The sequence below is a fragment of the Metabacillus herbersteinensis genome (assembly GCF_042433335.1).
Classification (GTDB): domain Bacteria; phylum Bacillota; class Bacilli; order Bacillales; family Bacillaceae; genus Metabacillus; species Metabacillus herbersteinensis.
Genome location: NZ_JBHLVO010000010.1, coordinates 121,621 through 136,234 on the forward strand (window position 1 = coordinate 121,621; position 14,614 = coordinate 136,234).

The 14,614-nt window shown below is 38.4% G+C and carries 18 protein-coding genes; 17 read left to right on the top strand and 1 reads right to left on the bottom strand.

Annotated features, from left to right (window positions below; all coding sequences use genetic code 11):
• Positions 1–75 precede the first annotated feature (75 nt).
• Positions 76–462: an SMU1112c/YaeR family gloxylase I-like metalloprotein gene (gloA2, locus tag ACFFIX_RS13565; RefSeq protein ID WP_378934760.1), complete on the bottom strand. Its 387-nt coding sequence runs from the start codon at positions 460–462 to the stop codon at positions 76–78.
• Between the two features lie 157 nt (positions 463–619).
• On the opposite strand from gloA2, the gene prfA reads away from it, so the two are divergent.
• From prfA to atpE, 17 genes are all read left to right on the top strand, one after another.
• Positions 620–1,690 carry a peptide chain release factor 1 gene (gene prfA, locus ACFFIX_RS13570; protein ID WP_378934762.1) on the top strand — a complete coding sequence of 357 codons (1,071 nt, stop codon included), beginning with the start codon at positions 620–622 and terminating at the stop codon, positions 1,688–1,690.
• A gap of 1 nt (position 1,691) precedes the next feature.
• The gene (gene prmC / locus ACFFIX_RS13575; protein WP_378934764.1) at positions 1,692–2,546 is read left to right on the top strand and encodes a peptide chain release factor N(5)-glutamine methyltransferase; all 855 of its coding nucleotides are present in this window, start codon (positions 1,692–1,694) and stop codon (positions 2,544–2,546) included.
• A gap of 207 nt (positions 2,547–2,753) precedes the next feature.
• On the top strand, positions 2,754–3,413 hold the full coding sequence (spoIIR, locus tag ACFFIX_RS13580) for a stage II sporulation protein R (RefSeq protein ID WP_378934766.1): 660 nt from the start codon (positions 2,754–2,756) through the stop codon (positions 3,411–3,413).
• Between the two features lie 103 nt (positions 3,414–3,516).
• Complete coding sequence (locus ACFFIX_RS13585) at positions 3,517–3,960, top strand: GNAT family N-acetyltransferase (RefSeq protein ID WP_378934769.1); 444 nt, start codon at positions 3,517–3,519, stop codon at positions 3,958–3,960.
• Positions 3,961–4,133: 173 nt separating this feature from the next.
• On the top strand, positions 4,134–5,177 hold the full coding sequence (locus ACFFIX_RS13590; protein ID WP_378934771.1) for an L-threonylcarbamoyladenylate synthase: 1,044 nt from the start codon (positions 4,134–4,136) through the stop codon (positions 5,175–5,177).
• A 92-nt stretch (positions 5,178–5,269) separates the two neighbouring features.
• The gene (locus ACFFIX_RS13595) at positions 5,270–5,830 is read left to right on the top strand and encodes a manganese efflux pump MntP (protein ID WP_378934773.1); all 561 of its coding nucleotides are present in this window, start codon (positions 5,270–5,272) and stop codon (positions 5,828–5,830) included.
• A gap of 114 nt (positions 5,831–5,944) precedes the next feature.
• Positions 5,945–6,397 carry a low molecular weight protein arginine phosphatase gene (locus tag ACFFIX_RS13600; RefSeq protein WP_378934775.1) on the top strand — a complete coding sequence of 151 codons (453 nt, stop codon included), beginning with the start codon at positions 5,945–5,947 and terminating at the stop codon, positions 6,395–6,397.
• Positions 6,398–6,444: 47 nt separating this feature from the next.
• Positions 6,445–6,891 (top strand): ribose 5-phosphate isomerase B, encoded by a 447-nt coding sequence (gene rpiB / locus ACFFIX_RS13605; protein WP_378934777.1) that lies wholly within the window; start codon positions 6,445–6,447, stop codon positions 6,889–6,891.
• A 15-nt stretch (positions 6,892–6,906) separates the two neighbouring features.
• A complete protein-coding gene (locus tag ACFFIX_RS13610; RefSeq protein WP_378934779.1) occupies positions 6,907–7,479 on the top strand; it encodes a TIGR01440 family protein in 573 nt (190 codons plus the stop codon).
• A 164-nt stretch (positions 7,480–7,643) separates the two neighbouring features.
• The gene (locus tag ACFFIX_RS13615; protein WP_378934781.1) at positions 7,644–7,853 is read left to right on the top strand and encodes a hypothetical protein; all 210 of its coding nucleotides are present in this window, start codon (positions 7,644–7,646) and stop codon (positions 7,851–7,853) included.
• 322 nt (positions 7,854–8,175) lie between these two features.
• Entirely contained in the window at positions 8,176–9,417 is a 1,242-nt protein-coding gene (gene glyA, locus ACFFIX_RS13620; protein ID WP_378934784.1) for a serine hydroxymethyltransferase, read from the top strand.
• A 153-nt stretch (positions 9,418–9,570) separates the two neighbouring features.
• Positions 9,571–10,200, top strand: a complete 630-nt coding sequence (gene upp, locus ACFFIX_RS13625) for a uracil phosphoribosyltransferase (protein ID WP_378934786.1) — start codon at positions 9,571–9,573, stop codon at positions 10,198–10,200.
• Positions 10,201–10,381: 181 nt separating this feature from the next.
• Entirely contained in the window at positions 10,382–12,628 is a 2,247-nt protein-coding gene (locus ACFFIX_RS13630; RefSeq protein WP_378934788.1) for a S8 family serine peptidase, read from the top strand.
• 187 nt (positions 12,629–12,815) lie between these two features.
• Positions 12,816–13,037, top strand: coding sequence for an AtpZ/AtpI family protein (locus tag ACFFIX_RS13635; protein ID WP_378934790.1), 222 nt, complete (start codon positions 12,816–12,818; stop codon positions 13,035–13,037).
• 8 nt (positions 13,038–13,045) lie between these two features.
• A complete protein-coding gene (locus ACFFIX_RS13640; protein WP_378934792.1) occupies positions 13,046–13,414 on the top strand; it encodes an ATP synthase subunit I in 369 nt (122 codons plus the stop codon).
• Between the two features lie 21 nt (positions 13,415–13,435).
• Complete coding sequence (atpB, locus tag ACFFIX_RS13645) at positions 13,436–14,170, top strand: F0F1 ATP synthase subunit A (protein WP_378934794.1); 735 nt, start codon at positions 13,436–13,438, stop codon at positions 14,168–14,170.
• 75 nt (positions 14,171–14,245) lie between these two features.
• Entirely contained in the window at positions 14,246–14,458 is a 213-nt protein-coding gene (atpE, locus tag ACFFIX_RS13650) for a F0F1 ATP synthase subunit C (RefSeq protein ID WP_378934796.1), read from the top strand.
• Positions 14,459–14,614 lie beyond the last annotated feature (156 nt).

The following is a 14,614-nucleotide window of genomic DNA, read 5'->3' on the forward strand; positions in this document are numbered from 1 at the left end:
TTAGACAAAACAAGTACTCATTCGGCAAAGAAAGTGGTTCTTTTACGAAATCTGCTGAACTTTTGTCGAGAGACGTTACTTTTCGTAGAATTCAAGCGGAAGTCCGTCTGGATCTTGAAAAAAGGTGTATTTTTTGTTTGTGATTGGATCCACTCTAATCGGTTCAACATCAACTCCCTTAATAACAAGCTCTGAGACGCACTCTTCAATATGATCCACTTCAAAAGCAAGATGCCTCAAACCCGCTGCCTCAGGACGGGTGGGACGAGCTGGAGGATTAGGGAAAGAAAATAGCTCAATCTGATAGTGGTCACCTACCAGTAAATCAAGTTTATAAGAGTTCCGTTCTTCTCGGTATGTTTCAGACAGAACGGTTAATTCAAGTGTGTGTACATAAAAGGCTTTTGATGTTTCGTAATTAGAACAAATAATGGCTACGTGGTGAATTCGGTTTAATTTCATTCGTTTCCTCCTAGGGAATAGTTTTTAGCTGAGTTAGGAATTATTCTACAGTGGAATTCCCTTAATATAAAGCGAAAACATGTGAATTTGCTTTTGACGCTTGAAGTAACCTATACTATAATTAGAATGTTATGGATTAAAATTGAGGTGACGTATAGTGTTAGATCGGTTACAATCATTAGAATTTCGTTATGATAAATTAAATCAGCTTTTGATGGATCCTGATGTGATTGGTGATTCTAAAAAGCTTCGTGAATATTCAAAAGAACAATCAGATTTACAAGAAATTGTTGAAGCTTATCGCGAGTATAAGGAAATTCGTGATCAAATAGCAGAAACGAAGGCAATGTTAGATGAAAAGCTTGATTCTGATATGCGTGAAATGGTAAAAGAAGAGCTATCTGAGCTTGAAGAACGTAATGAGGCAATACAAGCAAAATTGAAAATTCTCCTAATACCAAAGGATCCCAACGATGATAAAAACGTAATCGTGGAAATTCGCGGAGCAGCAGGTGGAGAAGAAGCAGCATTATTTGCTGCGAACTTATACCGTATGTATAGCCGTTTTGCAGAGGTTCAAGGGTGGAAAACGGAAGTAATGGAAACAAGTGTGACTAGCTCTGGTGGGTACAAAGAGATCATCTTTATGATCAATGGAAAAGGTGCCTACTCGAAATTGAAATTTGAGAACGGTGCACACCGCGTTCAACGTGTTCCTGAAACAGAGTCCGGCGGAAGAATTCATACGTCAACCGCCACTGTTGCGGTCTTACCTGAAACAGAAGAGTTAGAAGTGGATATACACGACAAAGACATTCGTACAGACACATTTACTTCCAGTGGACCTGGCGGACAAAGTGTAAACACGACAATGTCTGCTGTTCGCTTAACACATTTACCAACAGGCGTGGTTGTGTCATGTCAAGATGAAAAGTCACAGATTAAAAACAAAGAAAAAGCGATGAAGGTACTACGTGCTCGTGTTTACGATAAATTCCAACGTGAAGCACAAGCTGAAATTGATCAAACCCGTAAATTAGCTGTTGGAACAGGCGATCGCTCTGAACGGATTAGAACGTACAATTTCCCGCAAAATCGTGTCACAGATCACCGAATTGGCTTAACTATTCAAAAGCTAGATCAAATTCTCGAAGGAAAGCTTGATGAAATCGTCGAGACATTAGTCATCGAAGACCAATCAAGTCGACTTCAAGAGGCTGGAGAGTAAGATGAACTACGTATACGAAGCCCTCAAATGGGCTTCTTCTTTTTTAATTGAAGCCGATCGAGATGAAAATGCGGGAGAAATATTGCTGAAACATCATTTAAACATGGATCGTTCGACGTTGCTTTCTAACTTAAGAATGAAAATGGACACAGAAATAGTAACAGCTTTTCAAAACGATGTAGAAAAACACGCAAATGGCGTTCCAGTACAATATATGACTGGCTGGGAAGAATTTTATGGACGTTCTTTTGACGTTAATAAGGAAGTGTTAATTCCGCGGCCTGAAACGGAAGAGCTTGTAGCTGGAATTCTCGAGCGCTCATCCATTCTTTTTGAAAAGGATGAGCAGGTAAAGGTTGTGGATGTTGGAACAGGTAGTGGAGCGATCGCGATTACACTTGCATTAGAAAATCCAAAGTTCACCGTGAAAGCCATCGACATTGCCGAAGAGTCAATTGAAGTAGCGAAGAAAAATGCTAGTAAATTAGCTGCTACTGTAGAATGGGTCCATGGCGATCTATTGAAACCTCTAATCGGTGCTACTAAAATCGATATCATTGTCTCCAACCCACCTTACATTCCCAATCAAGAAATAAACACACTGTCAACAGTTGTGAAAGACCATGAACCAATGCGTGCCTTAGCAGGTGGCGAAGATGGCCTGGATTTCTATCGGAAACTAGCCGAACAAATACCAAAGGTCATATCAAAACGTGCTTTAGTTGCCTTTGAAGTAGGTGCTGGTCAAGGGGAGCAAGTAAAAACAATGCTTGAACAGTCACTTTCAGCTGCGCATGTAGAAGTAATTAATGATATTAACGGAAAAGATCGAATGGTTTTCGCAACGATTAAGTAAATAAAATGAAAAACCGTCAAGAAGTGTCGAGCTATTTTTACACTTTTTTTCGGTTTTTTTTCATACACCAGAATTTATATAATTTAAAAAGTAATCATCCAATCCTAGTGAAGTCTAATTTTTTCTAGTTTACTAGATTTTTTCTAAAAACTAGTTTAAGAAGCTTATCCCCTGTCCATACTGCTTTTATAAGGGGAGGCGTTAAATATGAAAAAACAATTAATGGTTATTATATATATCTTTTTACTTTTAATAGGTGGAATTGCTAGTGTTTATAAAGAGCCAATCGAGGCGAATGCACAAGCACAAGCACCAGTGGTCATTCCTGATGAGGCGATTCGCCTTCGGATTTTAGCAAATAGTGATTCCGAACAGGATCAGGCCTTAAAACGTTTAATAAGAGATGAAGTGAACGCTGAAATCACACAGTGGGTTGAAAAGCTAACGTCAATTGAAGAGGCTAGACAATTAATTCAGTCGAGATTACCAGAAATAGAAACAATCGTAGAAGGCGTTTTAGCACGAGAGAATCAGCCGCAATCCTATACAGTCAATTTCAATAACGTTAGTTTTCCGACGAAATTATACGGTAATTATATCTATCCAGCAGGAGACTATGAAGCAATTTTAATTACACTAGGTAAAGGACAAGGTGCGAATTGGTGGTGTGTCTTATTTCCGCCATTATGTTTCTTGGATTTTTCAAACGGTGAAGCGGTTCAAGCTGCAGAACAAGAAGAAACTAGTGATAAAAATGACAGTGAAAAAACCAAAGAACAACTATCCTCGCTAATTGTAGATGAGGAAGAAGAAAAAGTTGAAGTGAAGTTCTTTTTAGTAGAATGGTTTCAAGGCCTATTTTCATAAGTGGTATCAAAACTCAGTAAGTTAACGCAAAAATGATGTTAAAATGGTATATTCTTAATTTCATCTCATAGATTTGTAGTAGGAAATTAAATGGGGTGAAATAATGTTTTATCAATTAAAAATTGCAGAAGAGAATGATGGGAATAAATTAACAGAGTTTGTTGAAAAGGCAGGCGTAAGTTCAGAGGGTATTACGTCGATGCTTGATTACTTTGTGATGATGGAAGATGGTGAAAACGAAGTAGTTGCCTGCATTGGAGTTGAACCAGTAGGAGAAGATGGAATCCTGCGTTCACTTGTCATTTCGGACAAGCTTAAGCAAGCGCATGTTTTGACACTCTTTCAAAGCGTTCAAACATTAAGTCAGCAAAAAAATATGAACAACTTATATTTAGTTACAAACAAAAAAGCATCGGTAGATTTTATGCTGCTAATGGGATTTGATGTTGTGGAACTCAATGATGTACCTGGTCATTTATCCACATCAGAACATATAAAAAACTCATTACTATCACCAGATACAACCGTAATGGTAAAAAACAATTAAAAAGTAACACTTGGTGCATATCCACAAAGTTGTCCACAAAATAACAAGTCTTATCCACAATTTGTGGATAAGGCTTGTATTATTTTGTCGATTCTTTTATACTTTCATCATTAAAAGGTTGTTTACTCGCTAGTAAACAAAGTAATAATGGAAAACCGAGGGAGTTATTATAGATGGAAACAAAATGTTGGACTGTGGATGAAGCTGTTGATATATCCAAAGCTTATCCACAAATTGCACAAGCTGCAAAATTACTGAAGGAAAATGAGGTTGTAGCGTTTCCTACTGAAACGGTGTATGGACTAGGCGCAAATGCTTTTTCAGACGAAGCGGTACAAAAAATATACGAGGCAAAAGGAAGACCAAGTGATAATCCACTGATTGTCCACATTTCCTCTGAGGATCAAATAAATGAAATTGCCACTGATGTTCCAGACTACGCAACGACTTTAATAAATAGCTTCTGGCCTGGTCCTTTAACACTTGTTCTCAATAAAAAAGGAGGGTTATCCACATTTGTCACCGCTGGTTTAGACACAGTTGCTGTCAGAATGCCTGATCATCTCCTTGCACTTGCTCTTATCAAAGAGGCAGGTATACCAGTTGCAGCTCCAAGTGCAAACCTTTCTGGAAAACCGAGTCCAACACGAGCTGAGCATGTTCTCAATGACTTAGACGGTAAAATAGCAGGGATTGTAAATGGAGGTCCAACAGGTGTAGGGCTTGAGTCAACGGTGCTAGATTGTTCTGGTGCTACACCAGTCATTCTAAGGCCGGGTGGGATAACAAAAGAACAGCTACAGTCTGTAATTGGACATGTCGAAGTTGATCCAGTGTTAGAAGATACCAATTCTTCACCAAAATCACCAGGAATGAAATATACTCATTACGCACCAAATGCACCTTTAGTTGTTGTGGATGGAAGTCTGATGTTTATCCAAACGTTAATAAAGAAAGCCCAAGCAAATGGAAAAAAAGTTGGAGTTTTAACCACAGAGGAAGCTAAGCGGAGCTACGTGGCAGATACCATTTTAGCTTGTGGACAACGTGTGAATATAGAAACTGTCGCAACCCAGCTATATAGTGTATTAAGGGAATTTGATGAACATGATGTCGATGTTATTTTTAGTGAAAGCTTTCCTACAGCAGGAATGGGCCAGGCGGTAATGAATCGACTATTAAAGGCAGCTGGTCATCAAATTATCAATGAAAAATAGGATTGTGTTGTCACTCCTATAACAGTTCTAGAAATGTTCTATTCCAAATCGGACGTGCATAAATTTAACTAGGCGTGTCCGAGGAGGTTACTATGAATATTGAAAGTATAATAGGAGAATTTTTCACCTTATTTATTATGGCGTTTGCATTAGGAATGGATGCTTTTTCAGTTGGACTCGGAATGGGTTTAATTAAATTAAAAGTACGTCAAATCTTTTACATAGGACTTACAATAGGTGTTTTTCACATATGGATGCCTTTGATTGGCATGGTAATAGGAAAGTTTCTAAGTAATACATTTGGAATGATTGCTACATTAATTGGCGGAGGGTTATTAATTTTCTTAGGTATTCAAATGATTTATGCTTCATTTAAAAAGGAAGATGAACCACTAATTACACCGATCGGCTTTGGATTAATTATTTTTGCTCTTAGTGTAAGTCTTGATAGTTTTTCGGTAGGACTAAGTCTAGGAATCTATGGAGCAAAAACGATCGCAACCGTTATTATGTTTGGAGTCGTTAGTATGATGCTAACATGGGTCGGTTTACTAGTCGGAAAACGAGTTCAAAGTTGGATCGGCCCTTATAGTGAAGCACTAGGAGGAAGTATTCTACTCGCTTTTGGAATCAAACTAATTTTTCCAATCTAACCATATATAAAAAACACCACATTTTGAGTCATGTGGTGTTTTTTATATTACGAAAGTTCGCTGAGCTTTCCCTCCATTTTTCTTTCCATTATAATAATAGTAAGGGAGTGACCGATGATGAAAAAGATCCTGTTTGTTTGTACTGGGAATACGTGTCGAAGTCCGATGGCCGAAGCGATTTTTAACCATCTCAAGCAATCGAATCAACTAGCTGTAAAATCGGCAGGAGTGTTTGCAAATGATGGAAGTGATGCGTCACAATTTGCAAAAGAGGCGCTAAACGAAAAGGGCATTCTCTGTAAGCATAATTCATCACTTTTAAGTGAAGAACATGTTGAATGGGCGACCCTCATCCTTACAATGACAAATAATCATAAGCAATTGGTCATTGAACGATTTCCGCATGCAGGGAGAAAAACGTATACATTGACTGAATATGCTCAGGATGATTATGCCACTTCACAAGACGTATCAGACCCTTTTGGTGGTACACTTCACAACTATCGAAACACACGAGATGATCTCGAAGTGTTATTAAAAAAGTTACTCGGAAAATTAGAAGAATAGCTCGAACGGAATATTAGATTACGATAGACAATTAGGAGGATTCAGATATGAAAGTTGCAATTGCTTCAGACCACGGTGGAATAAATATTCGCGAAGAAATCAAACAATTAATGGATGAACTGAAGATTGACTATACGGATTTAGGTTGTGAGTGTGATACTTCAGTAGATTATCCAGACTATGCAATTCCTGTTGCAGAAAAGGTCGTAAACGGAGAAGTAGATCGGGGAATCCTAGTGTGCGGGACAGGAATTGGCATGAGTATAGCTGCTAATAAAGTAAAAGGCATTCGTTGTGCATTAGTTCATGATGTTTTTAGTGCAAAAGTAACTCGCGAGCACAATGATTCAAACATTTTAGCGATGGGTGAACGAGTAATTGGACCGGGACTAGCGCGTGAAATAGCAAAAATGTGGTTAACAACAGAATTTGAAGGTGGCAGACATGAAACAAGACTAGGTAAAATAACGCATTACGAGAAAAAACACCTTTAAAAGGAGCTTTTGCTTATGACGAATATACAAGAATGGCAAGCACAGCTCACGACAATCTTACAAGATTTTGAAAAGCAGGCTAGTTTTGAAACTAGCGAATTACTTGTAGTTGGATGTAGTACAAGTGAAGTGATTGGCGAAAAAATTGGCACAGCTGGAACAATGGAAGTAGCGGCTATGATCTATGATAAGCTAAAACAACTCCAAGGTAGAACAGGTATTGACCTCGCTTTTCAATGCTGTGAACATTTAAACCGGGCATTGGTTGTCGAACGTGAAGTAGCCAAAAAGCATTTTCTAGAAAAAGTAACCGTTATCCCTGTAAGAAAAGCTGGTGGAGCAATGGCGACTTATGCCTATCAACATGCGAAAGATCCAGTTATGGTTGAAAAAATTAGTGCAGATGCAGGTATTGATATAGGTGATACGTTTATTGGCATGCACTTAAAACCTGTAGCGGTCCCAATTCGAAGTTCAATAAAAGAACTAGGCCATGCCCATGTCACAATGGCTAAAACACGTCCGAAGCTAATTGGTGGATCAAGAGCAGTTTACGAAGTGAATGATGAAAATGAATCGTGTTCGTAAAATTTTTGGATCAGACTGACTCTTAAAGGGTTAGTCTCTTTTTTCTATTGTAGTGATAATATTTCAAGAAAAACTCATTCATTTTAAATAAAAGTGCACATAAAAATGGGTACAAGAGAAGAAGATATTGAGGTGCCAAAAAAAAGCAATAGGAGGATATAAAAATGCCACAACCAATTGATACGGAACAATTAAAAAGAGCTGCAGCAGCAGTGTCACTTTCTAAAGGACTTATTACACAAGCAATTGAGCAGTCTGCTGCTGATCAACTTCAATGTGAAGAAGCATTAAAGCAAGCCTCAACTGAGATCGCACAAGCACAAACCCTGGTCAGTCAAGTTCAGTCGTCGCTTCAGGCAAGTCAACAATCATAATAAGTTAATTAATATTTTAACAAAAAGACACTGGTGATAAATCAGTGTTTTTCCAATTTGTAGAAAACTTAATTGAGGCGATTGTTATTCAAGGTGTTACTTTTGCTATTATTCTAAGGTACTCTTGGTTTTTAACGAATAATGAAATTATGTTTATAGGTAAATGTTCGCATTTAGAGGAAAAGAGTCCCGTTATATTGGATATTAGAAAAAAAATTTAATAAATCTTTTACAATCCCTATTTGAAACGTGTACAATAGTAGTGATAATTGTCGTAAATTAGATTGAAAAAATCAATGGTTTGAATGAAAGGGGATCTCACATGAAACATTTGCCAAAGCAAGATGAGCGAATTTTTGAAGCGATTCAAAAGGAACGTACACGTCAAGAAACGAAGATAGAATTAATTGCATCTGAGAATTTCGTGAGTGAAGCAGTAATGGAAGCGCAAGGCTCTGTTTTAACAAACAAATATGCAGAAGGATATCCAGGACGTCGTTATTATGGTGGATGTGAACATGTAGACGTTGTTGAAGACATTGCAAGAGACCGCGCAAAAGAAATCTTTGGTGCTGAGCATGTAAATGTTCAACCTCATTCAGGCGCACAAGCGAACATGGCTGTGTACTTTACGATTTTAAATCATGGTGACACGGTACTCGGTATGAACTTGTCTCACGGTGGACATTTAACACACGGAAGTCCAGTGAACTTTAGTGGAGTTCAATATAACTTTGTTGAGTATGGTGTAGATTCAGTTACTCATCGTATTAACTATGAAGATGTGCTAGAAAAGGCTAGATTACATAAACCAAAATTGATAGTAGCTGGAGCAAGCGCGTATCCACGTGAAATTGATTTCAAGAAATTCCGCGAGATTGCAGATGAAGTAGGGGCTTACTTTATGGTAGATATGGCTCACATTGCAGGATTGGTTGCGGCTGGTTTACATTCAAATCCAGTTCCTTATGCAGACTTCGTGACAACAACAACACACAAAACACTACGTGGACCTCGCGGCGGAATGATTCTGTGTAAAGAAGAATGGGCTAAGAAAATTGATAAATCGATTTTCCCTGGAATTCAAGGTGGCCCACTTATGCACGTGATTGCTGCAAAAGCAGTTTCATTTGGTGAAGTACTACAGGATGATTTTAAACAATATGCAAGCAACATTATTGATAACGCGAAACGACTTGCTGAAAGCTTAAAATCAGAAGGAATTACACTTGTTTCAGATGGAACTGATAATCATCTTGTCTTAATTGATGTTCGTTCTTTGAATTTAACAGGTAAAGTTGCTGAGAATGTTTTAGATGAAATCGGAATTACTGTAAACAAAAATACAATTCCATTTGATCCAGAAAGTCCTTTTGTAACAAGCGGAGTTCGAATTGGAACAGCTGCAGTAACAAGTCGTGGATTTGGTGGAGAAGAAATGGATGAAATCGCGAAACTAATTGCTTTTTCATTAAAAAATCATGAAGATGAAGCAAAACTTGAAGAAGCAAAACAGCGTGTTGAAGCACTTACAAGTCGTTTTCCTTTATACCAAAACTTATAATAGTGTCGAAAAAACAACTGTTGCTAACTGGCAACGGTTGTTTTTTTATATACTTACCTGGTAAGACCTGTTATTCTAGACAATGTCCTTGAAACGGGTAAGGGTTTTATGTAAAATCTATTGAAGTGCCTAAATTAAAAAGGAGATGAGTAAATGGGGAAAGTATTTGTATTTGATCATCCGTTAATTCAACATAAACTTACATATATTCGTGATAAAAAGACAGGAACGAAAGAGTTTCGTGAACTTGTAGATGAAGTAGCAAGCTTAATGGCGTTTGAAATTACAAGAGATCTGCCTTTAGAAGAGGTAGACGTTGAAACTCCTGTATGTATGGCAAAATCAAAAGTACTATCAGGTAAGAAATTAGGGATCATCCCTATTTTACGTGCTGGTTTGGGGATGGTAGACGGAATTTTAAAGCTTATTCCTGCTGCGAAGGTTGGTCACATCGGCTTGTATCGTGATCCGGAAACTCTCACACCTGTCGAGTATTATGTAAAGCTTCCTTCAGATGTTGAAGAGCGTGATTTCATCGTTGTTGACCCAATGCTAGCAACAGGTGGCTCTGCAGTTGAGGCAATTAATAGTCTGAAGAAACGCGGCGCAAAAAACATCAAATTCATGTGCCTAATTGCAGCTCCAGAAGGCGTGGAAGTAGTGAAGAAAGCTCATCCAGACGTAGATATCTATATTGCAGCTCTAGATGAAAACTTAAATGACCATGGCTACATCGTTCCAGGACTAGGGGACGCTGGGGATCGTTTATACGGTACGAAATAAAGGAAAAGCGCTCGGACTTTGCTCCGGGCGCTTTCCTTTTTTATACTATCAGACTTAATCTGTCAATTAAGTGAAATGAGTATTTTAGATTGGTTACCAACCATAGATCATCAACTTAATTTCTAATCCAAGTTAGCATGTTTTAAATCCACTTCGTAAACACTATATATGAGGTGGAAATATGAAAATCTATAGAAAAACATTTCTATTTGTTATGCTTCTTTTCATACTAACTCCAATATCATTAAGCGTTGATGCAGAAACCTTTCCAAAAAGACCGCCATTACCAAATGACACCCACGAAACTGAGCAAGTCATCTTAGTAGTAAAGAATGAGCAGTTCCAGACTTTTAAAAAGGAAGTTCTTGATCAGTATTCTGAAATCAAGATTCATCGAACATACAAAAAAGTATTTTTCGGCTACTCCATCAGCGGTCCAACAAACACCATTCAAAAAATAACAAAAGATTCTGCTTTACTTCATTCAAGCCCTGTTTCATCCTATTCCTCCCATATTGAAGAAAGCATTCCGTTCATTGGTGGAAGCGAAGTCCGGGGTATATTTGATTCTAATAACCATCGACTAACTGGAAAAGGAATTAAAGTAGCTGTGATTGATACGGGTGTCGATTATCGTCATCCTGACTTACGCAGAAATTATCGCGGAGGATTTGATGTAATTGATGGTGACGAGGATCCGATGGAAACCTTGGCAACCGATGGAACAGAAACCATTCATGGTACGCATGTTGCAGGAATTATTGCGGCTAATGGAAAGTTGCAGGGAATTGCACCAGAAGCAGAAATCATTGCATACCGAGCCCTAGGTCCAGGCGGGTTTGGCACATCAGATCAAGTGATTGCCTCAATTGAGAAAGCAATAGAAGATAGAGTAGATGTTCTCAACCTGTCCTTGGGAAATACGGTAAACGGTCCAGATTGGCCAACTAGTTTAGCTTTAGACAAGGCGGTTGAAGAAGGAATTATTGCTGTTACCTCAAGTGGAAACTCAGGTCCTGAAGTATGGACAGTGGGTTCGCCTGGAACTTCTTCTAAGGCCATTTCAGTGGGAGCATCCACCCCTCCAATGAATGTACCTTACTTACAAATTTCCGGGTTGACGAAAGCGATTCCGTTACGATCACTTCAAGACTCAATGGCTTGGAATTTGAAAAGTGCTGATCAAATTGTCTATGCAGGAATAGGCGAGGAAAATGAGTTAACCGAAGAGGTAAAAGACAAGGTAATTTTAATGAAAAGAGGAAAACTGACCTTTACAGAAAAAGCGATGAATGCAAAGAAAAAAGGTGCAAAAGCTGTGATTATTTTCAATAACGTGAAAGGAAGCTTTTCGGGATCACTAGAAACCAAGTTGAACATTCCAGTTGTTTCAATATCAAAAAAAGATGGTCAAGCAATCTTAAACCAGTTAAGTGAAAAGCCTATTATGCGAACCACCTACAAGAAAGAGCAGGATCTGTTGGCAGACTTTAGCTCGCGTGGCCCGGTAACCGTGACGTGGGAGATTAAACCAGACATAGTTACACCTGGCGTAGCAATAGATAGCACTGTTCCGAAAGGTTATTTAGCTCTCCACGGAACAAGTATGGCTGCACCACACGTCGCAGGTGCAAGCGCATTAATCAAACAAGCACACCCAAATTGGAGTCCAGAGCAAGTAAAGGCAGCACTTATGAATACTGCAGTGCCTCTATATGACAAGACTAGATCTCTATATTTGCCGATTGAACAAGGTACCGGAAGAGTTGATGTAGCAAAAGCAATTGCAACAGAAACACTGATTTATCCTGGCTCACTTTCTTTTGGACAATATGAATCAACACATCCTAGAACACAAAAATCAAGAATCCTCACTCTTGATAATCAATCAAACAAAGAGAAAACGTTTTCATTTGAGATACCTAAACATCAGCAGGGTGTTCAGTGGAAGTTGCCGAAAACAGTAACGGTTCCACCAAAGGAGAAAAGAAACATAAATGTAGCATTAGATATAACCCCATCTGTCATTAATAAAGGAATTAAACAAAATTGGTTACAGATAGAAATAGATGGAGAGACTTTAAAGCTACCTTATATTTTTGTGATAGATGAACCGAACTATCCTAGGGTAATGGGATTTGAATTTGCACTTGGTGATAAATTAGACACCTATAAATATCAGTTATACCTACCAGGTGGAGCAGATGAAATGGGGATCGCACTCTATGATCCTGATACGTTGAGATTTCTAGGATTTATGGATTGGAAAAGAGATGTTCCAAGAGGTGTGTTGGAAGAAGTCTTAACAAAACAGGAATTACCCTTTGAAAATGGAGTATACAAAGCACTTATTTTTGCCAAAAAAGGCAACAAAGAAGACTCGATCGAGACGGACCTCATTTTAGATGAGCATTTTTATCGACAGTAGTATGAAAATGTGAACAAATTGTGATGGCTATGTCAATTGTGAACTTTTCGACATGAAACGCATTGACATAGCCTATGTGAAATTGTTATGCTAAACGAGGGTAAAATGAGAAGGTTTTCATAACCTGTAGAAACCATTTTACACACCCCTGAAATCCTTTATAAATCAAGTAGCGAGGATTTATAGTATGCGACAAAAACAACGTCATCCAATTCAAGCTATGGGACTCATGTCAGCAATTCTCTCACAATTAGTAGGCTCGATATTGATTGGGATTTTTGCAGGACAATGGCTAGATGGTTATTTCCATAGTAAGCCGCTGTTTTTGATTGTAGGCCTTCTGCTTGGACTAGCCACTGGAGTTTACGCAATGCTAAAGTTAGTCCACCACTTTTTCTCAGGAGATTAAACCAATCCATGTTTGATATGCATCTGATGTTCGGCAGATACCGCAAGTACATATTCTATTTACTTTCCCTGTATGCTTTAGGTTGGGGTTTTACAGAATATCAGTCTGTTTTTTTAGGACTTATTCTTGGTACAAGCATCAGTCTGTATAATTTATGGTTCATGGTGAGGAAGCATAACCAGTTTGATCGAGTTATGCAAGAAGGTGGTAAAGTAAAGTCTCTAGGGACAGCATCGCGAATGGCTTCAGCAGGAGTAGCTGTGTTTATAGCGATGAAATTTCCCGAACAGATTCATTTGATTAGTGTGGTTTTTGGATTAATGACGATGTATTTTGTCATTATGATAGATTATGCAGTACAACATTCACGCACTTAGCCGGGAAGAGAGGTGAATATATTGGGTCACGAAAGTCCTGTGGTCGAGTTTCTGGGTATGTCATTTAACTTATCCAACGTATTAATGATTACGATATCCAGTCTTATCGTTTTCCTCATTGCATTCGTTGCTACTCGCAACTTAGCGATGAAGCCTACTGGAATGCAAAACTTTATCGAATGGGTAGTCGACTTCGTAAAGAATATCATTAACAGTACAATGGACTGGCAAACAGGTGGACGTTTTATTACATTAGGTATGACCTTATTAATGTATATTTTTGTAGCAAATATGATAGGGTTACCGTTTGCCGTTATTGTCGATCATGAATTGTGGTGGAAATCACCTACCGCAGATCCTGTCATCACACTGACACTAGCTGTGATGGTTGTTGCGTTAACACATTATTACGCAATTAAGATGAAAGGTCCAAAAGAATACGGTAAAGATTTCTTCAAGCCGTTACCTTTCCTTTTCCCACTAAAGATTATTGAAGAGTTTGCAAACACTTTAACGCTTGGTCTTCGTCTTTACGGGAACATTTTCGCAGGTGAAATCCTTCTTGGATTACTTGCAGGACTTGCAACAAATGGCTATGCACAAAGCGCAGCCAGCGGAATTATTGGAACAATCGTTGCAGCAGCACCTATGATAGTGTGGCAAGGATTTAGTATTTTCGTAGGTGCAATTCAAGCATTTATTTTCGTTATGTTAACGATGGTTTATATGGCGCACAAAGTGAGTCATGATCATTGATTAATAAATGTTAAACTAGTTTGAACTTATTACAAGAAAAAATATTTTTTCATACATTGAAGGAGGAAATTTAACATGGGTTTATTAGCAGCTGCAATTGCAATCGGTTTAGCGGCACTAGGTGCTGGTATTGGTAATGGTCTTATCGTATCTCGTACAGTAGAGGGAATCGCGCGTCAACCTGAAGCGCGTGGAATGTTACAAACAACAATGTTCATCGGGGTTGCATTAGTAGAGGCGATTCCAATTATCGCGGTAGTTATCGCATTCATCGTAATGGGTAGCTAATTGAATTAACAGGATATGTTTCGAGATGGCGAAGATCACTCCAAAGCGAACCTTCGCCATTGCTTTATGTCTCAACCTAGACGTACACGTTCGAAAAAACTACACTAGTTTTCGAATGAATATTACTCATAGTACCCATTCAGGGAACTCTTGAAG